The sequence below is a fragment of the Listeria sp. ILCC792 genome, from assembly GCF_900186135.1.
Taxonomy (GTDB): Bacteria; Bacillota; Bacilli; order Lactobacillales; family Listeriaceae; genus Listeria; species Listeria goaensis.
In genome coordinates this window covers 14,683-40,980 of the sequence record NZ_FYBO01000015.1, presented here as the reverse complement: position 1 = coordinate 40,980, position 26,298 = coordinate 14,683, and the positions used below count along the sequence as shown (strand labels likewise).

The 26,298-nt window shown below is 40.4% G+C and carries 26 protein-coding genes; 15 read left to right on the top strand and 11 right to left on the bottom strand.

Going from position 1 to position 26,298, the window contains the following annotated elements; translation table 11 throughout:
• Positions 1-93 precede the first annotated feature (93 nt).
• Together CFS60_RS12995 and CFS60_RS12990 are read right to left on the bottom strand one after the other, a co-directional pair.
• Entirely contained in the window at positions 94-1,890 is a 1,797-nt protein-coding gene (locus tag CFS60_RS12995) for an ABC transporter permease (protein WP_088839350.1), read from the bottom strand.
• Positions 1,880-2,656 carry an ABC transporter ATP-binding protein gene (locus CFS60_RS12990; protein WP_088809433.1) on the bottom strand — a complete coding sequence of 259 codons (777 nt, stop codon included), beginning with the start codon at positions 2,654-2,656 and terminating at the stop codon, positions 1,880-1,882. Before CFS60_RS12990 ends, CFS60_RS12995 begins: the two co-directional genes overlap by 11 nt.
• A 293-nt stretch (positions 2,657-2,949) precedes the next feature.
• On the opposite strand from CFS60_RS12990, the gene CFS60_RS12985 reads away from it, so the two are divergent.
• The 5 genes from CFS60_RS12985 to CFS60_RS12965 all read left to right on the top strand — a co-directional run bounded on the left by CFS60_RS12985 (position 2,950) and on the right by CFS60_RS12965 (position 8,295).
• The gene (locus CFS60_RS12985) at positions 2,950-4,677 is read left to right on the top strand and encodes an ABC transporter ATP-binding protein (protein WP_088809432.1); all 1,728 of its coding nucleotides are present in this window, start codon (positions 2,950-2,952) and stop codon (positions 4,675-4,677) included.
• Positions 4,670-6,442 carry an ABC transporter ATP-binding protein gene (locus CFS60_RS12980; RefSeq protein WP_088809431.1) on the top strand — a complete coding sequence of 591 codons (1,773 nt, stop codon included), beginning with the start codon at positions 4,670-4,672 and terminating at the stop codon, positions 6,440-6,442. The genes CFS60_RS12985 and CFS60_RS12980 overlap by 8 nt, the downstream gene beginning before the upstream one ends.
• Before the next feature lie 79 nt (positions 6,443-6,521).
• Complete coding sequence (locus CFS60_RS12975; RefSeq protein WP_088809430.1) at positions 6,522-6,872, top strand: hypothetical protein; 351 nt, start codon at positions 6,522-6,524, stop codon at positions 6,870-6,872.
• Positions 6,873-7,121: 249 nt separating this feature from the next.
• Entirely contained in the window at positions 7,122-7,352 is a 231-nt protein-coding gene (locus tag CFS60_RS12970) for a hypothetical protein (RefSeq protein ID WP_088809429.1), read from the top strand.
• Positions 7,353-7,581: 229 nt separating this feature from the next.
• Positions 7,582-8,295: a 16S rRNA pseudouridine(516) synthase gene (locus CFS60_RS12965; protein ID WP_088839349.1), complete on the top strand. Its 714-nt coding sequence runs from the start codon at positions 7,582-7,584 to the stop codon at positions 8,293-8,295.
• On the opposite strand, the gene CFS60_RS12960 is transcribed toward CFS60_RS12965, so the two are convergent.
• On the bottom strand, positions 8,278-8,847 hold the full coding sequence (locus CFS60_RS12960) for a TetR/AcrR family transcriptional regulator (protein WP_088839348.1): 570 nt from the start codon (positions 8,845-8,847) through the stop codon (positions 8,278-8,280). The genes CFS60_RS12965 and CFS60_RS12960 overlap by 18 nt on opposite strands.
• Positions 8,848-9,008: 161 nt before the next feature.
• Here CFS60_RS12960 and CFS60_RS12955 point away from each other — a divergent pair, with 161 nt between their 5' ends.
• Together CFS60_RS12955 and CFS60_RS12950 are read left to right on the top strand one after the other, a co-directional pair.
• Positions 9,009-9,770: an SDR family oxidoreductase gene (locus tag CFS60_RS12955; protein WP_088809426.1), complete on the top strand. Its 762-nt coding sequence runs from the start codon at positions 9,009-9,011 to the stop codon at positions 9,768-9,770.
• A gap of 290 nt (positions 9,771-10,060) precedes the next feature.
• Positions 10,061-11,515, top strand: coding sequence for a lytic polysaccharide monooxygenase (locus CFS60_RS12950; protein ID WP_088839347.1), 1,455 nt, complete (start codon positions 10,061-10,063; stop codon positions 11,513-11,515).
• Positions 11,516-11,570: 55 nt separating this feature from the next.
• Here CFS60_RS12950 and CFS60_RS12945 read toward each other — a convergent pair whose 3' ends face one another.
• The 5 genes from CFS60_RS12945 to CFS60_RS12925 all read right to left on the bottom strand — a co-directional run bounded on the left by CFS60_RS12945 (position 11,571) and on the right by CFS60_RS12925 (position 16,139).
• Entirely contained in the window at positions 11,571-12,236 is a 666-nt protein-coding gene (locus CFS60_RS12945) for a Crp/Fnr family transcriptional regulator (protein WP_088825954.1), read from the bottom strand.
• Positions 12,237-12,241: 5 nt separating this feature from the next.
• On the bottom strand, positions 12,242-12,937 hold the full coding sequence (locus CFS60_RS12940) for a cAMP-binding domain-containing protein (RefSeq protein ID WP_088809423.1): 696 nt from the start codon (positions 12,935-12,937) through the stop codon (positions 12,242-12,244).
• A gap of 256 nt (positions 12,938-13,193) precedes the next feature.
• On the bottom strand, positions 13,194-14,090 hold the full coding sequence (locus tag CFS60_RS12935) for a glycine betaine ABC transporter substrate-binding protein (RefSeq protein ID WP_088816413.1): 897 nt from the start codon (positions 14,088-14,090) through the stop codon (positions 13,194-13,196).
• Positions 14,091-14,101: 11 nt separating this feature from the next.
• Positions 14,102-14,953, bottom strand: coding sequence for a proline/glycine betaine ABC transporter permease (locus CFS60_RS12930; protein WP_088809421.1), 852 nt, complete (start codon positions 14,951-14,953; stop codon positions 14,102-14,104).
• Positions 14,946-16,139, bottom strand: coding sequence for a glycine betaine/L-proline ABC transporter ATP-binding protein (locus CFS60_RS12925; protein WP_088816412.1), 1,194 nt, complete (start codon positions 16,137-16,139; stop codon positions 14,946-14,948). The genes CFS60_RS12930 and CFS60_RS12925 overlap by 8 nt, the downstream gene beginning before the upstream one ends.
• 282 nt (positions 16,140-16,421) lie before the next feature.
• On the opposite strand from CFS60_RS12925, the gene CFS60_RS12920 reads away from it, so the two are divergent.
• The 4 genes from CFS60_RS12920 to CFS60_RS12905 all read left to right on the top strand — a co-directional run bounded on the left by CFS60_RS12920 (position 16,422) and on the right by CFS60_RS12905 (position 19,932).
• Positions 16,422-17,540, top strand: coding sequence for a carbohydrate kinase (locus CFS60_RS12920; protein WP_088809419.1), 1,119 nt, complete (start codon positions 16,422-16,424; stop codon positions 17,538-17,540).
• Positions 17,537-18,448, top strand: a complete 912-nt coding sequence (locus tag CFS60_RS12915) for a pseudouridine-5'-phosphate glycosidase (RefSeq protein ID WP_088809418.1) — start codon at positions 17,537-17,539, stop codon at positions 18,446-18,448. Before CFS60_RS12920 ends, CFS60_RS12915 begins: the two co-directional genes overlap by 4 nt.
• 82 nt (positions 18,449-18,530) lie before the next feature.
• Positions 18,531-18,986, top strand: coding sequence for a DUF523 domain-containing protein (locus CFS60_RS12910; RefSeq protein ID WP_088809417.1), 456 nt, complete (start codon positions 18,531-18,533; stop codon positions 18,984-18,986).
• Positions 18,987-19,104: 118 nt separating this feature from the next.
• On the top strand, positions 19,105-19,932 hold the full coding sequence (locus CFS60_RS12905) for an acyltransferase (RefSeq protein WP_088809416.1): 828 nt from the start codon (positions 19,105-19,107) through the stop codon (positions 19,930-19,932).
• Between the two features lie 37 nt (positions 19,933-19,969).
• Here CFS60_RS12905 and CFS60_RS12900 read toward each other — a convergent pair whose 3' ends face one another.
• A complete protein-coding gene (locus CFS60_RS12900; protein WP_088825957.1) occupies positions 19,970-20,668 on the bottom strand; it encodes a Crp/Fnr family transcriptional regulator in 699 nt (232 codons plus the stop codon).
• A 62-nt stretch (positions 20,669-20,730) separates the two neighbouring features.
• The gene (locus CFS60_RS12895; RefSeq protein ID WP_088809414.1) at positions 20,731-21,321 is read right to left on the bottom strand and encodes a biotin transporter BioY; all 591 of its coding nucleotides are present in this window, start codon (positions 21,319-21,321) and stop codon (positions 20,731-20,733) included.
• Between the two features lie 113 nt (positions 21,322-21,434).
• Between CFS60_RS12895 and CFS60_RS12890 the strand changes: the two genes are divergently transcribed.
• Positions 21,435-21,935 carry a GNAT family N-acetyltransferase gene (locus tag CFS60_RS12890; RefSeq protein WP_088809413.1) on the top strand — a complete coding sequence of 167 codons (501 nt, stop codon included), beginning with the start codon at positions 21,435-21,437 and terminating at the stop codon, positions 21,933-21,935.
• 77 nt (positions 21,936-22,012) lie between these two features.
• Here CFS60_RS12890 and CFS60_RS12885 read toward each other — a convergent pair whose 3' ends face one another.
• On the bottom strand, positions 22,013-23,035 hold the full coding sequence (locus tag CFS60_RS12885) for a substrate-binding domain-containing protein (RefSeq protein ID WP_088809412.1): 1,023 nt from the start codon (positions 23,033-23,035) through the stop codon (positions 22,013-22,015).
• Between the two features lie 242 nt (positions 23,036-23,277).
• On the opposite strand from CFS60_RS12885, the gene CFS60_RS12880 reads away from it, so the two are divergent.
• From CFS60_RS12880 to CFS60_RS12870, 3 genes are read left to right on the top strand one after another with little or no spacing between them, the layout of a single operon-like run.
• Positions 23,278-24,603 (top strand): ABC transporter substrate-binding protein, encoded by a 1,326-nt coding sequence (locus CFS60_RS12880; protein ID WP_088809411.1) that lies wholly within the window; start codon positions 23,278-23,280, stop codon positions 24,601-24,603.
• Positions 24,593-25,471 carry a carbohydrate ABC transporter permease gene (locus CFS60_RS12875; protein ID WP_088816407.1) on the top strand — a complete coding sequence of 293 codons (879 nt, stop codon included), beginning with the start codon at positions 24,593-24,595 and terminating at the stop codon, positions 25,469-25,471. The genes CFS60_RS12880 and CFS60_RS12875 overlap by 11 nt, the downstream gene beginning before the upstream one ends.
• Entirely contained in the window at positions 25,458-26,291 is an 834-nt protein-coding gene (locus CFS60_RS12870) for a carbohydrate ABC transporter permease (protein ID WP_088809409.1), read from the top strand. Before CFS60_RS12875 ends, CFS60_RS12870 begins: the two co-directional genes overlap by 14 nt.
• The last annotated feature ends 7 nt before the right edge of the window (positions 26,292-26,298 follow it).

Genomic DNA, 26,298 nt, shown 5'->3' with positions numbered 1-26,298 from the left:
TCTGTTCATTAGCAAAACCAGGGTAGAGAATCGGAAAAGATTTTCTACCCTGGTTTTATGTTCAGCTAACAATTATACCTCAGTCGCTTATTTTCAATCCAAACTAGCTTTTTTCAAAACGATTCCTTTATAAAGTGTCACGGTAATGAAATAATAAATACAGTAAATCGCTAGGAAAAGTAACACGGGAACATAAAAATGATAATACGGGTTGATGAGAAGGAAAGAGAACATTTCCATGCCTAGCGCAACATGAATAAAGCCGATGATGCCTGGGAATAAGAAGATAAGAAACATTTCCTTGTAAATGGACTGTTTTAAGAGGCGCCGACGCACACCGATTTTTTCAAGCATTTCATAGCGGCGAATATCTTGAGTAGCGCCAGTCAAAATTTTAAACATTAGACAGCTCGCCATCATTGTAAGGAAAGCGAAACCGAGGAAGAAGCCCATAAACACTGTTCCAATCGCAAACGAGTTGTACATTTTATAAGAGCTATATTTGCTGCTTGTAATCTCTTTTCCGTAGCGAGCACTCTCCAATTCGTCCATTTTCTTTAATTCATCGAGATGCGAAACAAAGTTCGTTGTTTTTCCAAAATAAACTGTGCCAAGGTCGCCGTCCACATTAGAAAAATCAGCGGCAGACACGATTTTGAAAGTTTGATTCTGCGTTTCAGTTTGCGGGAAAGCTAAAGATAAGGCAGTGTCCCAAGCGTTTTGAGTCGCTTCCGAGTATTCTTTTAAACGCTTCGTTTCACTTTCACCATCTAGCGAATAGTTTTGTGCTAAAATTGGTTTTTTATTAAGTTCGCTGACATTGAAATAGACAGTATCGTTTTTTTGTTTATAAGCATATGTGGTTTTTTCTTTGAAATCGATTTCTTTCATGACAGCTTTCTCTGCCGGAGTTGGATTGACGATTTTTAAATCATACGCATCCATTCGGTCAGCGAGTAGCGGCCCATTATTTTGAAAGGCGAATCCAACTGAGATGGCGCCCACGCCAAGCGCGATAAGCATTGCTACGGTTGCTAAAACGCGTGTTAGTTGGCTTACACGGAAATTTAACTGCGCATACGTAAATGAGTTCAGTCGTTTGCTTTTTAAAATTTGTTTTTCGCGGCGTTTTTGAATAATTAATGGCAGGAAGGTTGCGAAAAACAAATAAGTGCCTAATGTAATGGTAAATAGTGCCACTATAATTCCGATATATTGCGTTTGCTTAATATCTATCATGCAGTAGTAACCAATTGCGAGTAGGATAATCGAAATGATAGCTTTTAAAACGATGGCTTTTTTACGGATAATAATTTTTTCTGATTTGGCATCGCCGTGGACTAAATCTAAAACGGTCACTTTTGAAATTTGAATCAAATTTGCAAATGCCGACAAAATAAAGAGGGCGGCAAAAAAGACACAAGTGACAATGAGCGACGGGAGATAAAATGGTGCATACGTGCTCGAATGAAATTCTAGTTGTTTCATCAAAGCTTGACCAATTAGGGCGGCAAGGCCTGTACCTAGCGCCGTTCCAATCAGTAAGGAAATGATGCCGATGAACATCGTTTCAATGAACATAATCAGTGAAATTTTACGTTTTTTAGCGCCAAGTGTCATGTACATGCCGAATTCTTTTTGGCGTAAGGAAAACAAAAATGAGTTTGCGTAAAGCACGTAGGCAATTGTGATGATGGCGAGCAAAACGGATCCCGCCTGGAAAACAAAACTGACGGCATTAATCATCGCGTTTTCTTGAATAAAGGCTTTGTTTAAGGCAAGTGTTTCAAACATGTAAAAAATGGAAATGGACATAATTAAACCGAGTAAAAGTACAGCATAGTCTTTCGCTCGACTACGCATGCTCGATAAGGCGAGCTTAAATATCATCACTGTCACCCCGATTTTGTCCGAAAGTTGCGAGCACGTCTAGTATTTCTTTATAGAAGTCACTTCGGCTACCTGCGCGATTTAACTCTTTGTAAAGCACGCCATCTTGAATGAACAAGATGCGTTCGCAAAAACTAGCGCTTTGTGGGTCATGGGTGACCATTAAAATGGAAACATCTTGTTCCTCATTTAATTCCGTCATTGTTTCGAGTAAGCTTAAAGCATTTTTAGAATCTAGCGCACCTGTTGGCTCATCGCCTAACAAAATCGCTGGTTCATGCACAAGAGCGCGAGCGGCTGCGGTACGTTGTTTTTGACCACCGGATACTTCAGCAGGATATTTGTGTAAAATATCAGAGATGCCAAGCTGGCGGGCAACAATTTGTACGCGCTCACGGATTTTTTTCGGTTTTACGTCTTGCAAAGAGAGGGGAAGTGCAATGTTTTCATAGAGCGTTAAATTTTCAAGTAAGTTGAAATCCTGAAAAATAAATCCGAGTGATTGAGCACGAAAATCGGATAATTGGTCGTTTTTCATTTGGGTAATATCGACTCCAGCAATTTCGACTTTCCCATTTGTTGGGCGGTCTAGTGTGGAGAGGACGTTCAGAAGGGTTGTTTTACCTGAACCAGATGGCCCCATGATACCTATAAACTCCCCTTTTCTCATCGAAAAAGAAATATCTTTTAATGCGATGGATTGATTTTGATTTTTTTTACCGTAGATTTTTTCAATATGTTCTACATGTACGACATTGTTTGTCATGAAAAATTCCTCCTAATAGCTTGTCTATATTAGTATCATAAGGCAATTGTGCGATTGGAACATTCGAACGAGGTGACAAAAGTAGATTATTTTACTTACATTTTTGTCATTTTCGGCAGCAAGTTTGTGAACGTGTCAGAAAACTACGCTAAATTAGAGATTTTAAAATGTTAAAAGCTGTTTTTCTCATTCTACAGACTGATTTTTCACAAATAAATCAAATGAGGGTTGAAAAAGATTTTATTATCGAGTAGAATAAGTGTTCGTCTTATTCTTTTTCAGGGAGGTTTACAATGAAGATTTTATTTCAACATTTGAAGAAATATCGAATGCAGACGATTTTATCCACGCTGTTTGTGGCCATTATGGTAGCGTCACAACTCTGGCAGCCTAAATTATTGCAACAAGTGCTCGATGCAATTATGGAAGACAAAATGGATGAAATAACGTCAATCGGTATTGTTCTTGTGGCAGTTGCTATCGTTGGTTTAATCGCAGGTATTTTAAACACGGTTTTATCAGCAAAAATTGCCCAAGGCGTGGGGGCTGACATCCGAGAGAGTAGCTTTCGAAAAGTTCAAACATTTTCATTTAGCAATATCGAACGTTTTTCGACTGGTAATTTAGTTGTCAGACAAACCAATGATATTACACAAGTTCAAAATTTAGTGATGATGTCACTTCAATCTTTAACGCGTATTCCGATCATGTTTATCGGAAGTTTTATTTTGGCGTTAGTGACATTACCTGCACTTTGGTGGGTTATTATTTTACTTGTTGTGCTCGTAGTATTAATCGTTATGATTACATTCGGGGCAATGGGGAAACATTTTGCAAAAATCCAAGCTTTCCTAGATAAGGTGAACGCAATTGCTAAGGAAAACTTAGCGGGGATGCGTGTGGTCAAAAGTTTTGTCCAAGAAGATAACGAACTTAAAAGATTTTCAGATACGAGTGATAAGCTAACAAGGCATACAATTATTGTAGGAACACTGTTTTCTGTTATGATTCCAGCGTTTATGCTCGTTTCGAACTTGGCAGTCGTTGTTTCGATTTATTTTGTTGGGGATATGGTAAAAGACGACCCAACTGTAATCGGGGCAATTGCTTCATTTATGAACTACTTAATGCAAATTATGATGGCAATCATTATCGGAGGTATGCTTACGATGATGGCTTCTCGTGCGTTCATTTCGCTTGGACGTATTAGTGAAGTTTTAAATACAGATGCAGATATTAAATATGATGAAGATGCGTCAGATGAAGACTTATCTGGTAGTGTCGAATTTAAAAATGTAAGTTTCCGTTACGAAGGAGATGACCAAAACGCGTTAAGCGATATTTCCTTTAAGGCGGCTCCTGGCGAGATGGTCGGGATTGTTGGGGCTACTGGTGCTGGTAAATCGACGCTTGCGCAGCTAATTCCACGACTTTATGACCCATCTGAAGGAGAGATTTTAATCGGTGGAAAGAACTTAGTACATGTGAATAAAAATACGCTACGCAAAACGGTTTCGTTAGTGTTGCAACGTGCGATTTTATTCTCAGGTACGATTTCTGACAACCTGCGCCATGGTAAAAAAGATGCGAATGACAATGATATGGAAAAAGCGACATCAATTGCACAGGCGAAAGAGTTCATTGAACGTCAAGATAAAATTTATGAAGCGATTGTGGAAGAACGCGGGAATAACTTTTCTGGCGGACAAAAACAACGCTTATCGATTTCACGCGGTGTTATCGGGGATCCGAAAATCTTGATTTTAGATGACAGTACGAGTGCGCTCGATGCTCGCTCTGAAAAACTCGTGAAAGAGGCGCTTAACAAAGAGCTTGATGATACAACGACATTTATTATTGCACAAAAGATTTCTTCTGTTATTCATGCGGATAAAATCTTAGTTTTAGATGGGGGTAAACTTGTTTCGGTTGGTTCGCACAAAGAATTGCTTGAGATAAGCCCGATTTATCAAGAAATCTATGAAACTCAAAAAGGAAAGGATGCGTGGGGAAATGAGTGAGTTTAAACAAATTACAAAATTCTTCTGGCACTATCTTCGCGCGTATAAATTACAACTTTCTGTTATCATCCTAGCGGTTATTGGTGCAACTTATTTGCAAGTTAAGGCGCCGCAATTTATTGGTGATGCGATTCAAGAGCTTGCCAATTATGCTGTAAAACTATTTACTACGGGTGTTGATGATAAATCAGAGTTCCATCATATTTTATGGATGCTACTTCTGTTTTATGTGTTAACTTCTGTAGCGACATTTATTCAAAGCATTATTATGACTGGTGTTTCTGGTAAGGCAACGAACCGGATGCGTATTGGTTTGTTCCGCAAAATGGAAAAACTTTCGATTCGCTTTTTCGACCGTCATAATGATGGGGAGATGCTAAGCCGTTTTACAAGTGATATGGATAACATCTCAAATACGCTTAATCAGGCGATCGTTCAAGTTTTATCTAACCTGGCCTTAATGATCGGCGTTATCATTATGATGTTCAATCAAAACGTTGAGTTGGCGCTTGTGACGCTAATTGCTTCACCGTTTGCGATTATCATTGCGGCGATTATTATTCGCAAGGCGCGTAGATATGTGGACTTACAACAAGATAGTTTGGGGCATCTAAACGCCTATATCGATGAAAAAATTTCTGGTCAAAAAGTGATTATCACAAATGGCCTCGAAGAAGAAACGATTGAAGGTTTTGTGAAGCACAACAATACGGTTAAAAATGCAACATATAAAGGACAAGTCTATTCAGGCTTACTTTTCCCCGTGATGCAAGGTATTTCGCTTTTAAATACGGCGATTGTCATCTTCTTCGGTGGATATTTAGCTTTAAACGGTAGCCTTGAACGTTCTGTTGCACTTGGTTTAATCGTAATGTTCGTGCAGTATTCGCAACAGTTTTATATGCCACTTACGCAGATTTCCTCGCAGTATAGCATGTTACAACTTGCAATTACTGGGGCGCGTCGTGTGAGTGAAGTGTTCAATGAAAAAGATGAGTTTGAGCGTCCAAATGTGAGCAAAATTGATGGTATTAATACACAAGTTGCGCTTAAAAACGTGAACTTTGGTTATGATCCAGAAAAACCGGTTCTAAAAAATGTCAACATTACGCTTGATAAAGGCAAAATGGTGGCAGTTGTTGGGCCAACTGGTTCGGGTAAAACAACTATCATGAACTTGCTAAATCGCTTTTATAATGTGGATAGCGGCGAGATTGAATTTGATGGTAAAGATATTCGCGACATTGAGCTGAAATCACTCAGAAAACAAGTCGGAATCGTCTTGCAAGACTCTGTTCTGTTTAGCGGTACGATTCACGAAAACATTTCTTTTGGGAAACCGGAAGCACACCGCGATGATGTGGTATCGGCTGCGAAACAAGCCAATATTCACGATTTTATTATGACACTTGAAAAAGGTTATGATACGGAAATTAGTGATGAAAACAACATCTTTAGTGTTGGTCAGAAACAATTAATCAGCATTGCCCGAACGATTTTAACAAACCCAAGCTTGCTTATTTTGGATGAGGCGACAAGTAACGTTGATACGGTTACGGAGAGCAAAATTCAAAAGGCGATGGATAATGTTATTTCCGGTCGGACGAGTTTTGTTATCGCACACAGGCTGAAAACTATTTTAGACGCCGATCATATTGTTGTCTTGCACCAAGGTGAAGTCATTGAGGAAGGTACGCATGAAGGTTTACTGCAACAAAAAGGCTTCTACGCGGAACTTTATCATAATCAATTTGTATTGGAATAAAATGTTAGAGAGAGGCTGGGATTATGTCCTGGCCTCTTTTCATGTATAATGGAACAAAATAATGGTGAAGGAGCTTGCAATGAAAAAATTTGGTTGGCTAGTTATACTGCTTTTTTTAGCGGGCTGCGGAAATGCGGAACCTGCGGATACATATGTGATGCTTGACGGGGTGATTAGTCGGGCTCATACGGGGGAAAATACGAGTGTTTTTGTGCGCGACTTATCTTCTCTTGATACCGATTTGCAAGGTGAAACGGAGCTTCATGCGATTAGTAAAATTGAAAATGAGAAGGATGGACGGGCGCTGAACGTGGCGTCGCTTGATGTGGAGGACCGTGTCCAAGTCTATTTGAAGGCGGATTTTAAAACGAAAGAAAAAGCAGTTCGGGAAATTGCTTATAAAGATATTATTAAAATTGTGAAGGAATAGTGGCATTAAATGATGTGTGCTTCAGTTGTGGAAACTACACTTTTAGAAACACTTGTTTTTGGAATTGCGGGAACAGCAAGGGGTGCGGTTCATGTAGTTACAGAAGCTGAGGCATATAGCTAATCTGTAAATATAATAAGAAACTGGTTTAAATGTGGCTAAAATGTGAAACTTTCCAAAAATAGGTTTCAATCCCTCCTTTTTCGAGTAAAATAAAAGTGATAAAGGCAGCGATTGGAGGAAGGACATATGGAAAAACTAAATATTGAGCCAGCTTCTGTAGATGATATTAAACAAGTTGAAGAGCTTTTTATGGAACTAGAGGATTTAATTAAAGATTGCAACAATCTCGATGCGTTTGAAAAATTGGTCCGAATAGAATTGAAATTAGAAGAGTATCGCCTTAAACAAACACTGGCTGGTCAAGCAATCGAATCTGCGTATGCGGTAAAGCTAGAAAGTTTATTACGAAATGCTTAGGTTGCCAGTAACTGGCATTTTTCAAAGTCCTTGCTCGCTTCCCCGCACGGTCTGGCAAATAATGCCTTTCCTGTTTTCAATGCTGTTCTTGACCATGTGTGCGATGATACGTTTGTAGTGTGTAAGATTAGAAACAGACTTCCTACTGGGGGTCTGTTTTTTTATGGCGTTAGCGATGTTAAATTGATAGAATGAAAGAAAGATTAAAGTTCGTGATGGAGGAAAAAAGATGCGTCTAGATAAATTGCTTGCACATGCTGGTTTTGGGACAAGGAAGATTGTGAAAAATGTTTTAAAAAAAGAGGAAGTACTTGTGGACGGAAAACGGGTACGTGATGGGGCTTTTCAAGTTGTGTCAGCGAAAAATATTGTGACGGTCAATGGAGAGGCTGTTATGTATGCGGAACAGCTTTATTATATGTTGAATAAACCGCAGGGCGTTTTAAGTGCAACGGAAGACAAGGCGAGTAAGACGGTTATTGATTTGCTGGCAGAAAATGATAAGCGGCAAGGATTGTTCCCGGTTGGACGGCTAGATAAAGATACGGAAGGCTTGCTGATTTTAACGACAGATGGGCAGATGGCGCATGAACTTCTTTCGCCCAAAAAACATGTTGCTAAGGTTTATTTTGCGCGCACAGAAGGTGTTGTAACGGCAGAAGATGCGGCAGTATTTAAAATGGGCGTCACTTTCTTGGATGGCTATCAAGCGATGCCTGCAAGTCTTGAAATTATCCGCGTACACGGCGGCCAGTCAGACGTTCGGGTGACCATTTATGAAGGGAAATTTCATCAAGTGAAAAAAATGTTTGAAGCAGTTGGGAAAAAAGTGGTGTATTTAAAGCGAGAAAAAATGGGCGATTTAACGCTTGATGAGCAGCTTGCGCTTGGTGCCTATCGTCCTCTTTCAGATGCTGAACTGGCGTTACTTCGCGGTATCTAGTTGGTGCTGTGCTTTTAAAATGAGGAAGAGCTGTTTGGCCATATAGTCCGCGCTTTCTTGAAAATGATTTTCTGTCCAATAAACGATGATGCCAAAAATGGCGTGCGCCTGATAACTTGTGAGGACTTGCGGATTGATGTTGGCTAAGTTGGATTTAGTGGCATCGCGCAAAACTAAGTCTTGAATAACATGACAGACACGATTTTGAAAGCCGGGACCTATTTTTGATGAGATGACATGGCTATAAAATAATTGATTTCTATATACGTGATCAAAAATTTTAATCATGTGCGGCTGTAAATTTCTGGTGGAAAAAGCTTTATTTTGTTTATAAGGGTCGTCATAAGCGGTGCGCAAATCGTTTAAAACAGACTCTGTTAATTCGTGTAGCAAATCCTCCTTTTCACCATAGTGCTTGTAAAAGGTAGAGCGATTGACGTCGGCTTCTTGGACGAGCTCGGTGATGGTAATTTGCTGAACATTTTTTGTTTTTAGTAATTCTAAGAAGGCACGATAAAAGGCATTTTTCGTTTTTTGGATACGTCTATCCATTTTTATCCCTCCAATGTTTACTTATTCAACATATATCAGAAAAATGGTGCTTAAGCAACGATAATGACTCTCATTACTGATTGAATCCGCTTTCAATGGGTTGTATACTTGAGTGGAGAGCTAGAAACTTTAGCTGGAAAGCAATCAAGGAGGTAATAGTAATGGGGAAATTAAAAGGAAAAGTTGCTGTCATCACTGGGGCTGCGTCAGGCATGGGGAAACAAATTGCGCTGCTTTATGCAAAAGAAGGGGCGAAAATCGTTGTGGCAGATTTGAATTTGGAGAATGCGCAAGCGACGGTTGACGAAATTGTGGCGAGTGGTGGTGAAGGGCTAGCGGTTGTGGCAAATGTCATGAAACAAGCAGATGTTGATGGCATGATTGATGCTGCAGTTGATAAATACGGCAAGCTTGATATTTTGGTAAATAATGCGGGAATCATGGATAATTTTGTGCCCGTTTCTGAAGTGACGGATGACCTCTGGGAGCGTGTTTTATCTATTAATACGACGGGGGTAATGCGGGCGGCTCGAAAGGCTATTCCGTTATTTGAAGAAAATGGTGGCGGTGTTATTGTGAATATTGCATCAGCAGGCGGATTGTTCGGTTCGAGGGCAGGAGCGGCCTATACGGCGTCTAAACATGCTGTTGTTGGTTTAACTAAAAATATTGGTTTCCAATATGCAAATAAAAATATTCGCTGTAATGCTATCGCACCTGGAGCGGTGAATACAAATATTGGGACTTCCATTTATGACCCGAGTGCTTTTGGTCAAGAACGAGCAATGGCGGGAATGAACATTAACCCTCGTGTAGGTGAGGCCTCTGAAATTGCGAAGGTTGCTTTATTCCTTGGGTCAGATGATTCAAGTTTTGTAAATGGTACAATTATAACGGCGGATGCTGGGTGGACGGCTTACTAGAATGGTTTAAAAAGAGAAGAATTTTTCTTCTCTTTTTTTTATGTGAACAAATTGTGATAGTTTGTTTAAATAGGTTCTCCATTACGGAAAATTGTAAAGGTTATTGGTTTTGTAAGGGGGACATTGATAATTTGGCGATACTGAGAAAATGTGACAAAAATGAGAACGTTTTCTTTAGAAAAAGATAGAAAAATCCGTCATAGAATATCTACAGACAATCTGGTTTGGCCTCGGTATGCTAGAGAATGAACCTAGTGTCAGGTTCAAACTTAATTTAAAGGAGGAGAATTATGAAGAATAAATTGAAGTTAGGTGTGTTTTTGGGTGTAGTTAGTGTGTGTTTAACAGCAGGATTTACATTAAATGCAGATGCTCATGGGTATATTTCAAAACCTGAAAGTAGAGCATATTTAGCTAATAAAGGGCTAAATGTCAACGTTGGAGCTGTTCAATATGAACCGCAAAGCGTTGAAGGTCCGAAAGGTTTTCCAAGTAGAGGACCTGTAGATGGTACTATTGCTGGGGCAGGGAAATATGCACCTTTAGATGAGCAAACTGCATCACGATGGCATAAAGTAAATCTTAATCCTGGACCGACTGTGGTGGAGTGGACACTAACTGCGCCGCATCCAACATCTAGCTGGGATTATTATATTACGAAAAAGGGCTGGAATCCGAATATGCCTTTAGTTCGAAGTGAACTGGAATTAATTAAACATATTGATGGCGGGAATTTGAAGCCTGAAAAAGTAGTTCGTCAACAGATTGATATTCCATCAGATCGTTCTGGTTACTATGTCATTTTAGGTGTCTGGAGTATTGCAGATACTGGCAATGCGTTTTATCAAGTGATTGATGCGAATATTAGTGGCGATGCTAAACCAAGCAGCGATTCAGAAGCGCCAACTCAACCGACTCAGTTGAAACGAACCATGGCAACAGCAAATAGTATTGCTTTTAGTTGGAAAGCGTCAACGGATAATGTTGGTGTGGCGAAATATACGGTTTATCGCAATGGCGTAAAAGTTGGTGAAACGGCTGGAACTTCTTATACAGATAAAAATTTACAAAGTGAAAAAGCTTACACCTATACGGTTGTTGCAGAAGATTTTTCTGGTAATAAATCAACGGTTAGCCAACCATTAACGCTAAGTACTACTCAAGTGCCAGCAGTAGATACTGTCGCGCCAACTGCACCAGCTAATCTTCATGTCATGGGACAAAAAGAATCGAGTGTTTCACTCATGTGGAATGCGGCATCAGATAATGTAAGAGTCTCACAATATGAAGTTTACCGAAATGGGGAAAAAGTCAAAACAACAGCTTCAACGATGTTTGAGGATGTTAACTTAGTAAAAGGAACTTACGATTATACCGTTTATGCGGTTGATGCAGCAGGGAATCGTTCGAAAGCAAGCAATGGGATTTCAGTAAATGTGATTGGTGGAGGAGAAATAATTCCGCCCGTGCCAGTAGTTGGAGATGACGTGTGGCAAGCGAACAAGATTTATTTTGAAAATGATGTCGTCAACTATAATGGCAAAACATATCGCGCAAAATGGTGGACGAGAGCGAACAATCCAGAGTATAACAGCGTTTGGCAATTAGTTAGCGATCATGTTCAAGTGTGGAATGCACAAAAAGCTTATACAGCTGGAGAAAGAGTTAGCTACAACGGGAAGATTTATCAAGCCAAGTGGTGGGTAAGAGGTCAGAGCCCAGATCTTGGTGGTGCCTGGGAATAATCAACAAGAATGCCCTGAGCATATCCTCAGCCCCCCGAGGAATGCTCAGGCTTTTTTACGAAAAAGTTGAAAGTTTTTTTAAGCGTTCGCAGTCCAAAACAATGCCAGTTTCATCACTTTTCAGTATAAGCTTTTGCTTACTTAAACGCTTAAAAATATTTTCAATATGGTGCGTAGAACATTTTAAAGGATTCGCCACCATGTTTTCGTCAAAAAGAGGAAGTGTGACGTACTGCTGTTTAAGATCTTGCCTTGTTAAAATAATAAATTCCATAAGTAAATCAATCACTCTTTGTTTTAAAGGGGATTTTTTCTCTTGATAATTGAAAGTGAGAAACTTATAGCGTACAATCAGTTCCTCAATGATGAAATGAAAGAGTGCCGGGTGTGTGTACATATATTGCAAAAAGAAATATTTTTGAATTTCAAATGCCTGACCGTCTGTTAAAGCGATGGCCCGGTAATTGGCAGTATCCTCATATTTCCTGTTTGAAAAACAATGTTCGATGCCGAAAACAGCACCTACGGCTATTAAAGTTTCAAATTCCCAACTGTTTTTTCGACTTACTTCGACTTTAGCAATTCCTTCTGTTAAAACTAAAAGTGTGTCAGGACGATTAAGGTTTTGGCTGATATCCAAGTTTGGTGAAAAAGAAACTTCTTCCAATTTATTCCCGTGACCTTCATTCAGCAGTGAAGCAATTAAATCTAAAGGAGGCATTGGATTTACACCTCTTTTGAGAGGCAAGTTATTTTTGATAATTGTTGCAATTTTTGATAGTTTGTAATGTGGAAAGCTTCTTCCGTCTCAAGCAAAATCTGTTTTTCAGTGAGTTCATGAAGCACCTCTTGTATCGTTATTAAAGAGGCTTTTAAATAGGTGCTAAGCATTTCAGCACTAATAGGGTAGGGGAAAAGCACCGCGTTTTGTTCAACGGTTGCTTCAGATAAGATAATAAACTCGAGAAGTAAATCGGCCATTCGCTGGCGTAGCATGGCTTTTTTTTCGCGACAGTTAAAAGAAGTGTAGATATATCGCAACGAAAGCTTTTCATATAAGGCGGAAAAAATTTGTGGATTTGCATAAAAATGATTGATGAAGTATTCCTTTTCGATGACAAGGAATTCACCGTCTGTGGCACCAATTAATTTGAATTTCGAGGGTAAGAGGTTGGCTGTCTGGGGGGTTAAGAGGTTATCTATACCGGCGCAATCATTTGGAACTAGAAAAGTATTAAATTTCCATTTTCCTTTATGATGAATCTCTAAAATGGCCATTCCTTTTGTTATAAAAATAATATAGTCTCGCATGCAGGATTTTTCGTTACAGTAGGCAACTTCTTCGGGGACAAATACAACTTTTTTTGTATATTCTTTGGCTAGCTGGACGTCAGTTGTAAGGAATTGGTAGATGGTTTTCATAAAAAATGACTCCTCACTATAAATTGTACACTGGATACAAAATGGCTCTGTTACAGCATTTGTTGTCTATTTGCGGTGATTATAGCATACTTTTTTAGGTGAGAAAAGTTCATTTTGATGTTGAATTGTGTCAAGAATTTGTCGTTTTAGTGAAAAAAGGCATTTTCCATAAACCGGAAAATACCTCAGACTGATTTTATGCGGTGAATTTTGTTTAGCATAAAGTTACAATCTGAGGTTTCCGCTTTAACAGTCGTTATTTTTTTAAATCTTCAATAGAGTTAATGTCTTTCATATACGTTGGGACAGCCAGACCAACTTTGGCGCCCTTCAAATTGACACCTAAATCTTCAATATCTGATTTGTAGTCTTTATAGTAAATGCCAGCTGTGTTTGGTAACCAGGCGGCGACCATGCCATCAGCGGCGCCAGTTGCAACAGATGCCCACATAGGTTGGATTTCCATAGCTTGAATAGTTGGCTTATAGCCGATGCTACGTAAAACCTCGGCGACGACATTGGTGGAGGCAATTTCGGAATCCCAAGCGACATACGTTAGCTTGATGTCATCACCGCTTACTTTTGGAACGCCGTCTGTCCATTCGGCCACTTTATCGGGATTGTTTTTCACCCATTTTTTAGCAGCCTTTTCGGGATCAGCGCCATCATTCACTTCAAGCATGACGTCGGACATTTCCTCAGGCGTCCAATTAAACTTATCTAAAACCGCGTAGGCAGAAGGTTTTTCCTTCTTCAAACCTTTACGGACAATTGTATGAATATCTTCCGCATCACCAAAAACATTTTTTGGATCTTCTAAAAATTTAAGGTCAAATTTTGTGAACATCCAGTGTGGCGTCCAGCCGGTCACAACGATTGGCCGTTTATCTTTAATGGCTTTTTCGAGTGTGGATGTCATGGCAGCGGTGGAGCTCGTTTGCAGTTGCCAGTTATAATCGTCTAGGTTGTACGCTTTAATTGCGTTTTGCGTGGAAAGCATAATTCCTGCGCCGGCATCAATTCCCGTAATCGTATAGTTAATTTGCTCGCCGAGGGGTTTTGAAGCATCATAAGGCGCAAGTTCTGTCCCACAAGAAGCTAAAAGGAGCGAAAGGATACTAAGCAATGTCACGAGTCTTAATTTTTTCCACATAGTAGCCCTCCTTAGTTTTCAATTTTTGATTTTTTATTAAAGCTTTGCGTCAGACGGTCGAGAATGATGGCTACGATGACGATTGCGATTCCGGCAACGAAACCACCTCCAGCGTCATTACGTCCAACAGCGAAGTAGACACGCGTTCCTAGCCCCATTGCGCCAATCATGGAGGCGATGACGACCATTGATAATGCGAGCATGATACTTTGGTTGATGCCTGCCATCATGGTTGATTTGGCCATCGGTAGCTCTACTTTAAATAGTTTTTGGAAACCAGTTGAGCCGAACGAATCGGCAGCTTCTACGAGTTCAGTCGACACTTGGCGAATCCCAAGGTTTGTCATGCGCACAGTAGGAGGCATGGCGAAAATAACGGACGCGACGACGCCAGGCACCATACCGATGCCGAAAAAGGCAACAGCTGGAATTAAGTAAACGAACGCCGGCATCGTTTGCATGAAGTCGAGCACTGGCTTGAAAAATGCTTCAGCAACGTTGCTTTTAGACATCCAAATCCCTAGTGGAACCCCAATAACAAGAGCGATTAAGCTACTGGTTAAAACGAGGGTTAGCGTCTGTGTCATGTCTCGCCAAAAATCAAGGTTCCAAATGAGCAGCAATCCGACTAATTCGAAAGTCATAAGCCCCCATTTCTTACCTTTTCGGTTTAGCCAATAGGTTAAAGCGAGAACTAAAATAATAAAAATGTATGGCGGCAGCAAATCGAAAACCCACTGAAAAGCGTCAACAATTCCGCCGATAATATTTGTGATAACGTTAAAAAATCCTTCAAATTGCGTTAAGCTATCAACAAGACTGTCAATCCAGCTTGCGAGTGGAATTGTAGGAATGTTAGGCATTAGCGTTCACCTCGTTTCCAGAAAGTGCGGCTAGAACGGAGCCGCGAATAATAATGCCTTTGAGTCGCCCATTTTCAGTTACAGCGACTGGAATCGATGTCGTGGAAATTAAATCCATTAAATCGTTTAATGGTGTGTCTGGATCGGTGGTTGGCACGTCAGTTTGAATAACGGATTCAAGCGAAGAGATGTTTTCCTTCACAAGTTTTGAAACGTCCGTTGCATGGGCAATGCCGACTAGTTCCCGTCCTTTTTTCACGACAAAAATACTTGAAGTGCCAGTTTCACGCATTCTTTGCAGCGCAACACGTGGCCCGTCTTTTTCAACGTGAACGATTTCAGGACGTATCATGACGTGGCTTGCGGTATAAACTTTCGAACGGTCAACGTCTTCGATGAATTTCTCAACATATGTATTTGCAGGATGTGCGAGAATTTCTTCAGGAGTACCCGTTTGAACGACCGAGCCGTCGCGCATAATCATAATATGATCGCCGATTCGCAAAGCTTCATCTAAATCATGCGTAATAAAAATAATCGTTTTTTGCATCGTGTCTTGTAAATCTAGTAATTGGTCTTGCATATCTTTTCGGTTAAGTGGATCGAGTGCGGAAAAAGCTTCGTCCATCAAAAGAATGTCAGGGTTGTTGGCAAGCGCTCTGGCTAACCCAACGCGTTGTTGCATTCCGCCAGAAAGTTGGGAAGGATACTGCGCGCCATAACCGGCTAAGCCAACTAATTCAAGTGCTTCTTGCGCTTGTTTAGCCCTATCATTTTTCGGAATTTTCTGTACTTCTAGGCCATACTCTACATTACTTTGAATGGTACGATTCGGAAATAGTCCGAAATTTTGAAAGACCATGCTCATACTTTTTCTACGAACTTTGCGCAGCTCTTTTTTATCAAGCTTGGATAAATCCTTTCCGTCCAACCAAATTTCACCACTGGTAGGTTCGATTAACCGGTTTAAAAGACGAACGAGTGTAGACTTGCCACTTCCGGAAAGTCCCATGATAACAAAGATTTCGCCTTCTTCGACTTGAAAAGATGCTTGATTAACACCGATCGTCGAACCAGTTTCTTTTAATATCTCTGTTTTTGATTTGCCTTCTGTAAGCAGTGTGGAAGCTTTCGAAGTTTTTTTACCAAAAATCTTCGTCAGATTCTTAACTTCAATTTTACTCAAAACTTAATTCTCCTCTCGTAGTTGATTGGTTTTATTTCACATAACAAAATAAAACTAACGTTTACCATTGTAACGAAGATTCGGGATAAAATCATCCTTTCGACTTGGGATAGGGAAAATATTGGTGTTTCACTAGTGTATTCAATCCCATCATAGCAGGGGTTTTCAGAAAATGAAAAAAATCCGAAAAAAATTTCTTTCTCTTGAAATAAAGCGCTTTTATTGTTATTATAAACATGTGTTTAAAAAATAAACAAAAGTTTAGAAATGGAGGTGTTCTCCGTGGAAAACGAAAATCAAAAAATGAACGAAAAGGAAGAAATTATTTTTAATTCTATCCGCAAAAACCCATACATTTCACAACAAGAACTTGCGGACATTTTGGACCTTTCAAGACCGACTGTCGCTAACTTAATTTCTGGTCTGATTCGAAAAGGGCGCATTCTAGGCAAAGCATACATTTTAAACGAATCGAAGCAAATCATTTGTGTGGGCGGCGCGAACGTGGACCGTAAATTTTATATGAAAGAAAAGTCGCAGCTTGGGACGTCGAATCCAGTTCGGTCTTCGCAGAGCGCAGGCGGTGTCGCACGGAACATTGCTGAAAACCTAGGACGTCTCGGCAAAGAAGTGATATTACTTACGGCATGCGGCGCTGATGCTGACTGGGAAGCGATTGTTCGGGCGAGCGATACGTATATGAATTTAGATTACGTCACCGCCTTTCCAAGTATTTCAACGGGTTCTTATACGGCTGTTTTGGAAGGAAATGGGGATTTGCTTGTGGCGCTTGCTGACATGGAAGCGTACGAACATCTGACGCCAGATGCACTGCGCAAAAATGAAGCCCTGCTCGCGCGTTCCAGTGCGATTGTCGCCGATTTGAATTGCCCGAAAGAGTCGCTTGCCTATTTAGGTAACTTTGCGGAAACAAGTCAAGTGCCACTCGTCTTAGTTCCCGTATCCTCACCTAAAATGGCGCGTCTTCCAGAAGATTTGCATCAAGTTACTTGGTTAATCGCGAACCGTGATGAAACCGAAACGCATTTTGGAATGAAAATTGAAAACGATGAAGCTTGGCGTTTAGCTGTTCAGAAATGGCTAGATACAGGGATTCAAAACGTCGTTATCACAAATGGGAAACACGGTGCAATGGCAGGAAATCAAGCTGAAGGGATTATTCATGAACCAGCAATTGTGGCGCCTGTGATTCGCGATGTGACAGGCGCTGGGGACGCTTTTTGTTCCGCTGTCATTTACGCTTGGCTTGAAGGGAAGACGCTTCGTGAAACGGTTCTTGCCGGGAGTGTCAATGCGTATAAAACATTGCTATCGGAATTTACAGTACGGCAAAATTTGTCGACATCTGAACTACAAAAAGATTTGGAGGAAATCAAATGAAAAACTATTTATCATTTTCAGAAGAAGTGAAGGCAGCAAAATTAGCAGGAAAACCTATTGTGGCATTAGAATCGACCATTATTTCACACGGTATGCCATATCCACAAAATGTTGAAATGGCGCGCGAAGTGGAAGAAATCATTCGTGAAAACGGTGCTGTACCTGCCACAATTGCAATTATGGATGGGCAAATTAAAATTGGGCTTTCAGATGCGGAGCTAGAACTTTTTGCAAAAAGTGATAATGTGGCAAAAGTTTCCCGTCGAGACATCGGCTATCTTGTTGCCACTAAACAATTGGGGGCGACAACTGTTGCAGCGACTATGATTTGTGCAGAACTTGCTGAAATCGCGATTTTTGTAACCGGCGGAATTGGCGGCGTTCACCGCGGTGCTGAAACGACGATGGATGTATCGGCTGATCTTGAAGAGTTAGCAAAAACGAATGTGGCAGTCATTTGTGCTGGCGCGAAATCGATTCTTGATCTAGGCTTAACAATGGAATATTTAGAAACAAAAGGGGTTCCAGTAATTGGATACGCAACGGACGTGCTACCAGCGTTCTATACGCGCACGAGCGAAATTGAACTAACTATCCGTGCCGATGAACCAAAAGTTATCGCAGAAAGCTTGAAAGCGAAGTGGGATTTGAAAATTGACGGCGGCGCAGTCATCGCTAATCCAATCCCGGAAGCGCACGCAATGCCTGCTGACGAAATTAACGCAGTCATTCAAACGGCCTTGAAAGAGGCTCGGGAAAACGGCATTCACGGTAAGGACGTCACGCCATTCTTGCTCGCTAAAGTGAAAGAACTGACGGCTGGCAAAAGCCTCGAAGCCAACATCGAACTGGTGAAGCACAACGCTTTAATTGGTTCTCAAATTGCTGTCGCATATCAAAATCTGTAAAACTAAACGCTGTGGTTTCTTTAACTGAAATCATGGCGTTTTTTTGTTAAAATAAAAGTAGTAAAAAAAGGGGTGAAAAGCTTTGAAGATGGTGAGTGCATGTCTTGCGGGCATTCCTTGTCGTTACGACGGGGCGCATAAGGAAAATGAAACATTGAAAAAATTGGTGGAGAGTGGCGCTGCGATTTCGCTTTGTCCAGAAATGCTTGGTGGACTTCCCACGCCTAGAAATCCGGCTGAAATTGTGGGCGGAGACGGTAAAGACGTCTGGTCTGGTACGGCAAAAGTAGTGGATAATTTAGGTGCAGATGTGACGGAAATTTACAAAGAAGGTGCACGCAAAACGTTAGAGCAACTCCGCGAGCTTGGAATCGAGCAAGTTATTTTGAAGGAAAAAAGTCCGTCTTGCGGTGCGTGTCAAATTTATGATGGCACATTTTCAGGGGGATTAAAAAAAGGTGTTGGTGTGACGGCGGCTTATTTGCAGCTCCACGGTTTGAGCGTCGTTTCTGATGAGCAATTTAGTAGTGAAAAGTGACGAAAGTTTTGATTTAAATTCTACAGATTGATATACTGATAGTGTTGGAAAAGAATACAATTTTGGAGTGAGGGTTTTAATTTTCACTACGAAAATTTGGGCTAAAGGGAGAGCGTTAATGATCAAGGGAAATGTAGAAGAACAGAGTAATAATGTGTTTTTAAATCAAGAAAAAGTCCAGTTTCAAAATTCAGAAGTGGTGTTTAATGGGAAGGACAACTTGTTGATTTTAGATGAGAATGTAACTTTGAGAAATTCGAAAATTATTTTTCATGGAGATCATTCGGTCGTATATATTAAAAAAACGCTTCAAAATCAAATTATGATAAATCTTAATATTCATGCAGGTTCTACAGTGTTTATCGACGAAGGAGCTTCTTTTAATGGCGTTTTAAATGCGATTATATCGGAACATCAAAATCTTATCGTTGGAAAAGATGCGATGTTTTCTTTTGGAAGTTGGATACGTACGTCTGATGTACACCCCATCTATCAAATTGAAAGCGGGGAGCGGTTAAACAGACCGGCATCGGTTTTAATAGGGGACCATGTATGGATTGGACAAGATGTTAAGTTGTTAAAAGGAGCTACAATTGGCTCTGGCAGCATTGTTGGCGCTAATGCAATTGTCACGTCTGTTGTGCCGAATAACGCTGTAGTAGCAGGAAATCCAGCTAGAGTCGTGAAAGAAAGTGTTTTTTGGGAAAGGCCTTCGATGCATCTCGTACATCCTAGCGAAAATGTCACGAAAGAAGTAGAAACGAATAAATTTATTTTTAGTGGACCTTCAACGCAAAGTGTATGGAAAGATTTAAGTCAGGCGCTGTCTAATAAGCGTAATTCTTTTGAAAAGAAAACGTTGATTGACAGCATAGATTCAAATTCCAAGCTTTGCTGTTACGTTGAAAAGAAAAATAAAGGCGTTTTCGGGAAATTTAAAAAATAAGAAAATCTGATCTAAGACATAATAAAAAACCACGAAGCTAAAAGGTTTCGTGGTTAAATTTTTGCATTAAGCGCGCTTTTCGAGCGGCGAACTCATTAATTCGCCATGGTTTCGGTGAGAGCGTAAGGATGCCTTCTTCTTCGAGTTTCCGCAAGTTAGTCGCCACATAGGCGCGCGCTAAATTGGCGTAGTTTCCTAAAATCTTTTGGGTGAAAAAATAGGGAATGAGGCACGCGCCGTCATCCTCCATTCGACCAAATTGAGCGCCAATGCGAATTAAAGCGGCTAGGATTTTTTGGTCGGAAGGTAGTTGCGCCTCGGCTTCCCGCAGCAAGATTGGCTGAACGATGCGATTCAATTGTGCAAAAGCAGAAAACTCTGAGTGGCGTTTAAAGCGGCTATGCGCGTAATCGCGCGGAAAACGGTGCACAGTCATTTCGCTAATGGCCGTATACGTAACGGGTGAAACCGCATCTGGTTCGATGTGGAGAAATCCGATGCCTTCCCCTTTCCCGCAAAAAGATAAAATGCTATCTTCTTTACATGTATTTTTGCTCATTGCGGCTACGCCTTCTGTCACTATGTAAAAATATGGGTGATTTTCGCCTTCAAGGAGGATATTCTCCCCGCGCTTGATGCTTAAGCGCAAATACGGAAGTTGTGCTGCATCCGCTTCATATAAAACCTCTGCAAGACTGGGCTTTTGCGCCTCTCTTGTCCCTTTTTCTAAAACCATAACCGAGTCCCCTTTTCTCAGTATTTGATTTTTATTATACGGGAGAAAAAGGGGATTTTGAATTATTTAGACTGTGTAGTGTTGAGCGTTTCCTTCGTGTTCGGCGTGTTGTCAGGAAGGAGTTTGCTTTTGATGAGCTGACGGCGAATTTTAAGTCCGATGTAGCCGGCCAAAACGGCTTTGATGATGCCTGGAATGATAAACGGGAATACGCCCGTGAAAAAAGCGGCGCCAAGCGTCATGCCTGCGCTAATTTGCAACCAAAACATGCCGAACAGGAGCGTCACAAAAGCTCCGAGAATATTGGCGATGGCGGCATTCAAATTTGTGTAGCCAAACTTGTCGAGCAGAAAGCCGGTCAAAAAGGCATTGCCGATGAAGCCAATAATAAATCCGCCGGTGACGCCTAGAATGATGCCAAGTCCGGCTGTCATTCCTTGGAAAACCGGGATGCCAAACGCGCCAAGTAGTATGTAGACGGTGACGGAAATTGTGGCATGGCGGGCACCTAGAATGGTGGCGGCAAGCCCAACTGCGAATGTTTGGCCGGTAAATGGAATGGGGCCAAGCGGAATAGCTATTTGAGCTAAAATCGCGATAATGACGGCAAAAAGCGCGTCTACGATTAGAAATTTTAATTTTGTATTAGGCAAATTGTTCACTCCTTAATGTTAACTTTTATTTTTAAAGGTTAACATTAAATGCGTTTTTTTTCAAGAAAAAAAGGGTATGGAAAGAGAAGCGAAATCTTAAAGGGGTGTTCAAAATGACTGTAAACGTTAGAAAGGCAAGGCTTGAAGATGCGGCAGCAATTCAGCAAATTGCAGAAAAATCTTGGCACGACACGTATGAAAATATTATTCCAGTTGATGTGCAAGATCATTTTTTAAATAAATTTTATAATTTGGAAACGCTTAAAAATCGAATTGGCGCTACGGCTTTTGCGGTCATTGAAAAAGAAGGGGATGTCATTGGCTTTGCGAATTTCGTGGAACTTGCCAAAGGCAAAAGCGAGCTTTCGGCGTTTTATTTGGATCCAGCTTTAAAACAAAAAGGCTTTGGTACGAGGCTCCTAGATGAGGGTATGAGCCTGTTTCATTTGCCACTTCCGATGTATGTGAATGTGGAGCGGGGAAATGACGCGGCGTATCATTTTTATTTGCGTAAAGGTTTCGTCGTGGAAGAAGAGTTTGACGATGATTTTTACGGCTATACGCTTGCGACGATTCGGCTTCATTTGACGCATCATGTGGAAGAGGACGAGTAATTTGTAAAATAAACAAGCATACATCTAGTAATCAGGCCATTTCTAAAAATGGATTTTACTGGATATATGCTTGTTTTTTATTTTCGGGCGACTTTCTTTTTAGTATACATCTGCACGGAATCGCGTTCGATTAACTCGGTTGCAATGGAGAGTTGGACGAATTCGCTTTCTGAATGACGAATACGCCAGTTCATGAGGTCGACGGCTTTTTCGCCCATTGCACTTAGGTTGGTACACATCGTTGTCAGTTTTGGATTGCTTAAAACCGTGAATTCGGTGTTATCAAAGCAAATAATAGAGAAGTCTTGTGGAATTGTATACCCTTTCGACTGCAAGTATGTATTTAAAATAAAGCCGAGACCTGAGTTAACGCAAAACCAGGCGGTTGGAAACTCATCCAGCTGGTCTAACGTTTTATAGAGTGCAGTTTGTTCCTCTTTAATCCGCGTGATTGTAAAAGCAGGGTTAAGGGGGATTTCTGCGGTTTTGAGTGCCATTTTATAACCTTCGAAGCGCTCCGCATAGCTTGGAGAAAACTGGATATCTCCTAGAAAACCGATTTTTTCATGTTGTTTTTGGATAAGGTGTTCGACGGCGAGAAACGCGCCGTCTTTATTTTGCGTTAAAATTGCATCCGCTTTTAAGTGCGGGTGGTGATGGTCAATTAAGATGGTGGGATGTTTCAATTCTATGACTTTCAAACTATAGGCTGTATTGATGTGCGAAAGTAGAAAAACGCCCGACCACTCTTCGGTTTCAAGCTCAATTGGCAAGATGCCTTTTTCAGCTTCGATTTCTCCAATTGGGAAAATAAAAAGTTCAGCTTGTTCAATTAAAAGTTGATTTTTTATGCTCGCAATGATTTCCCCAAAAAAACTCTTTTGCGCCAACGCGAATGAACTTGCAAGCAAAGCATATCTCTTTTTAACGACCTCGCGCGCAATTTCTTTCTTATATTGGTAACCTAGTTCATCTGCCATTTTAAAAACAGCTAGTTTCGTTTTTTCACTTACCCCGTTTTTATTGCCGAGAGCCTGAGATACAGAATTTTTCGTAATGTTAAGACGATCAGCAATATCTTGCATCGTAATTTTTTTCATAAAAGCTCCTTCTTTTACGACATAATAATTCTATTATAGCCAGAAAATAGTTTTTTTGCAAAGGAGAATGTAATTTTATAAGTATTTTTATGAATAATTTTAATATGCGTTGAAATTTTATCGTTTTTATGCACTTTTATTAAGTTTTATTAGAAAAGTAATTGTTGACATTACAAAATTGTAATGCAATAATGTAATTGTTTATGAAACGCTTACAATTATTGAAGTAGGAGGAGTTAGTAATGAAATTCAAAAAGTTAGTTTATGCAGCACTTAGTGTCGTGGCAGCGGGCTCGATTTTAGCCGCTTGTGGATCAGGTGGAAGCGAAGCCAATGATGATGGAAAAACGAAAGTAACTTTTTGGGCAGCACCAAACCCTACCCAAGTGAAATTTTGGAAGGAAATGGCGACAGCTTATGAAAAAGAAAATCCTGATGTAAAAGTAGAAGTGACTCAAATGAAAGAAAGTCCGTCTTCTGAAGCGACTATCCAATCGGCTATCGCATCAAAAACGGCTCCAACCATTTCAGAAAACATCAACCGTAGTTTTGCGGCTCAATTAGCTGACAGTAAAGCGATTTTACCTGTTAACAAAGTGGCTGGTTATGACGATGTTGTGAAAGAAAGAAATATGACGGAAAGCATGAAAGCTTGGACATTCTCGGATAAAAATCAATATGTCTTACCTGTATACTCGAACCCAATTTTATTCGGTTGGCGTTTAGATACATTGAAAGAACTTGGCTATTCAGAGCCGCCAAAAACATATAGCGAAGCACTTGAAGTGGGGAAAAAACTAAAAGCAAAATATCCTGACCAAGTTTTATGGGCAAAAGGTGATTTGTCCGATCCGACTGCATGGATGCGTTGGTTCGACTTCTTCCCGCTTTATAACGCGGCATCGAACGGTAATGCTTTTGTAGAAAATAACAAACTTGTAGCCGATAAAACAGCAGGCGTAGGATTACTTGACTTCATGGGTACGCTAGCAAACGAAAAACTACTGTTGACTGGTGAAGTAACAGATCCTTTTGAAACTGGAACAAGTATTATGACGGATCTTGGACCTTGGACATTCCCGAACTGGGAGGAAAAATATCCTGACTTGAAATATGGTGAAAACTATACAGTTACAACACCTCTTGTGCCAGATAATATGAAAGATTCAACAGATGTTTCCACTTATTCAGATGCAAAAGGTATTGTGTTTTATGCAAGTGCAACAAAAGAAGAGCAAAAAGCAGCGATGGATTTCTTGAAATTCGTTTATAGTGACGACAAAAATGATTTGAAATTCCTTGAAACAACAAACCTAATTCCAGCACGTGACGATGCAACGGAAAACGAAACATTCCAAGCGTTCTTTAAAGAAAATCCGCAATTAGAAGTATATGCAGCGAATGTTAAAAATGCGATTCCAGCGATGGATAACGCGGATTACAACGATATTCAACAAGTTATTGGAGAAGAAGCGTGGAATCCAGTTGTAAAAGGTGAGAAAAAAGGCGCGAAAGCTTGGAGCGATATGAGTAAGCAAATTAATAAGGTGCTTGAAGATGAAAAATAAAAATAATAAATTGGGCTGGTTTTTTACTAGCCCATACCTCATCTTTACCGCAATATTCTTTCTAATTCCGTTAGTGTGGGCCATCTGGCTCTCGCTAACGGATTGGAATATGATGAGCCCGGACATAAACTTTGTTGGGCTTGATAATTTTAAAAAGGCGCTTACGAGTTCATCTGTTCATGCAGCGTTTTTCGTCACATATAAATTCTTGATTGTGTTTGTTCCAATGGCGCTAATCTTATCAATGCTAGTTGCCGTCTTAGTGAATGGATTACCTCGGTTTAAAGGCCTCTATTTAGTTGCTTTTTTCCTGCCATATTTATCTTCTGGCGTTGTAACATCCCTAATTGTAAAAGGTTTGTTGTCTTATAACAGCCCGTTAAATGTCTTTTTAAGAAATAATCTTGGCTGGGATATTGACTGGCTAGGAACGCCGATGTCAGCGTTATTTATTATTTCATTAATGATTGCTTGGAAGATGTCGGGGTACTACGCGCTGATTTTAATTTCAGGGCTTGCGAGTATTAACGATGAAATTTATGAAGCAGCGGCAATGGACGGTTCCGGTCGGTTCCGCACGTTTTGGAAAGTCACCATACCGATGCTCTATCCAGCACTCTTTACAGTGCTTGTCCTAGCTGTTGGTGTGAGCTTTGGTATTTTTACAGAAGTTTACCAGTTAACAGGCGGTGGACCGAATTTTGCTACCAATACGTGGCAGATGGAAATTTACAACCAAGCGTTTATTAACTTGAAATCTGGCTATGCGTCAGCGATTTCGCTTATTGCGGCAGTTGTGACGTTTGCATCAATCGGCGTTATTAAAAAACTTTTAGAAAAATGGGGTGAACGAAATGGTTGGACGTAATAGAAAAAGCGGGAAGATTATTCGTTATATTTTAACGACGCTTCTTATGCTCATCATGGTATATCCATTCATTTACCTTGTGCTTAACTCGTTTGCCGCATGGGATCAAGTCGATAAAAAACTCATTCCGACAGAATTTTCCTTGCGTTCGTGGCAGTGGTTGTTTGGTGATGCAGTAACAGCGGCGCCAGCACCGTGGATTCATTCGTTCATTAACACCGTCATCGTATCTACTATCGCAACAGGACTCATGCTACTCTTCGGTTTGACGGTTGGCTATGCACTTGCAAAAGTCAATTTTCGGGGAAAAAACTTTGTTAATAATGCGATTCTCTTCCAAATGTTCTTTCCAGCGATTATTTTACTTATTCCACAGTTCTTAATGATTACAAATGTCGGTTTGCTCGATAGTTACGCTGGAATGATTATTCCGACTGCGCTTAGTTTGTGGGCCGTTTTCATGTACACAAACTTCTTTAAAGCTATTCCAGATGCGCTCATTGAGGCGGCGCGTTTAGACGGAGCAAGTGACTTGAAAATTCTCTTTAGAATTGTACTGCCAATGTCAAAATCTATCACAACCGTTATTTTCCTATTTTTATTCACGGATAGATGGACGAATTTACTTTGGGATTTGCTAGTTTCAAAAAGCGACTCAACCGTTACATTAAACGTGTTGATTTCCCAAATGTTTGGACCTTACGGGACGTATCCAGGACCAATGTATGCGGCTTCTGTTTTATTAACTGTTCCGCTTATTATTTTGTTCCTCTGCTTCTCGAAAAAGTTCCAAGAAGGCATGCAATTTACATTGAAATAAAGTGAGG

Excerpts from the sequence above, each read along its gene's own strand:
- CFS60_RS12905 (WP_088809416.1), top strand. The coding sequence starts at position 19,105 with ATGATCAAGGGAAATGTAGAAGAACAGAGTAATAATGTGTTTTTAAAT.
- CFS60_RS12970 (WP_088809429.1), top strand. The coding sequence starts at position 7,122 with ATGGAAAAACTAAATATTGAGCCAGCTTCTGTAGATGATATTAAACAA.
- CFS60_RS12965 (WP_088839349.1), top strand. The coding sequence starts at position 7,582 with ATGCGTCTAGATAAATTGCTTGCACATGCTGGTTTTGGGACAAGGAAG.
- CFS60_RS12995 (WP_088839350.1), bottom strand. The coding sequence starts at position 1,890 with ATGATATTTAAGCTCGCCTTATCGAGCATGCGTAGTCGAGCGAAAGAC.
- CFS60_RS12875 (WP_088816407.1), top strand. The coding sequence starts at position 24,593 with ATGAAAAATAAAAATAATAAATTGGGCTGGTTTTTTACTAGCCCATAC.
- CFS60_RS12945 (WP_088825954.1), bottom strand. The coding sequence starts at position 12,236 with ATGCCTCCTTTAGATTTAATTGCTTCACTGCTGAATGAAGGTCACGGG.
- CFS60_RS12930 (WP_088809421.1), bottom strand. The coding sequence starts at position 14,953 with ATGCCTAACATTCCTACAATTCCACTCGCAAGCTGGATTGACAGTCTT.
- CFS60_RS12885 (WP_088809412.1), bottom strand. The coding sequence starts at position 23,035 with ATGAAAAAAATTACGATGCAAGATATTGCTGATCGTCTTAACATTACG.
- CFS60_RS12975 (WP_088809430.1), top strand. The coding sequence starts at position 6,522 with ATGAAAAAATTTGGTTGGCTAGTTATACTGCTTTTTTTAGCGGGCTGC.
- CFS60_RS12980 (WP_088809431.1), top strand. The coding sequence starts at position 4,670 with ATGAGTGAGTTTAAACAAATTACAAAATTCTTCTGGCACTATCTTCGC.
- CFS60_RS12870 (WP_088809409.1), top strand. The coding sequence starts at position 25,458 with ATGGTTGGACGTAATAGAAAAAGCGGGAAGATTATTCGTTATATTTTA.
- CFS60_RS12890 (WP_088809413.1), top strand. The coding sequence starts at position 21,435 with ATGACTGTAAACGTTAGAAAGGCAAGGCTTGAAGATGCGGCAGCAATT.
- CFS60_RS12985 (WP_088809432.1), top strand. The coding sequence starts at position 2,950 with ATGAAGATTTTATTTCAACATTTGAAGAAATATCGAATGCAGACGATT.
- CFS60_RS12900 (WP_088825957.1), bottom strand. The coding sequence starts at position 20,668 with ATGGTTTTAGAAAAAGGGACAAGAGAGGCGCAAAAGCCCAGTCTTGCA.
- CFS60_RS12880 (WP_088809411.1), top strand. The coding sequence starts at position 23,278 with ATGAAATTCAAAAAGTTAGTTTATGCAGCACTTAGTGTCGTGGCAGCG.
- CFS60_RS12990 (WP_088809433.1), bottom strand. The coding sequence starts at position 2,656 with ATGACAAACAATGTCGTACATGTAGAACATATTGAAAAAATCTACGGT.
- CFS60_RS12940 (WP_088809423.1), bottom strand. The coding sequence starts at position 12,937 with ATGAAAACCATCTACCAATTCCTTACAACTGACGTCCAGCTAGCCAAA.
- CFS60_RS12960 (WP_088839348.1), bottom strand. The coding sequence starts at position 8,847 with ATGGATAGACGTATCCAAAAAACGAAAAATGCCTTTTATCGTGCCTTC.
- CFS60_RS12950 (WP_088839347.1), top strand. The coding sequence starts at position 10,061 with ATGAAGAATAAATTGAAGTTAGGTGTGTTTTTGGGTGTAGTTAGTGTG.
- CFS60_RS12915 (WP_088809418.1), top strand. The coding sequence starts at position 17,537 with ATGAAAAACTATTTATCATTTTCAGAAGAAGTGAAGGCAGCAAAATTA.
- CFS60_RS12935 (WP_088816413.1), bottom strand. The coding sequence starts at position 14,090 with ATGTGGAAAAAATTAAGACTCGTGACATTGCTTAGTATCCTTTCGCTC.
- CFS60_RS12955 (WP_088809426.1), top strand. The coding sequence starts at position 9,009 with ATGGGGAAATTAAAAGGAAAAGTTGCTGTCATCACTGGGGCTGCGTCA.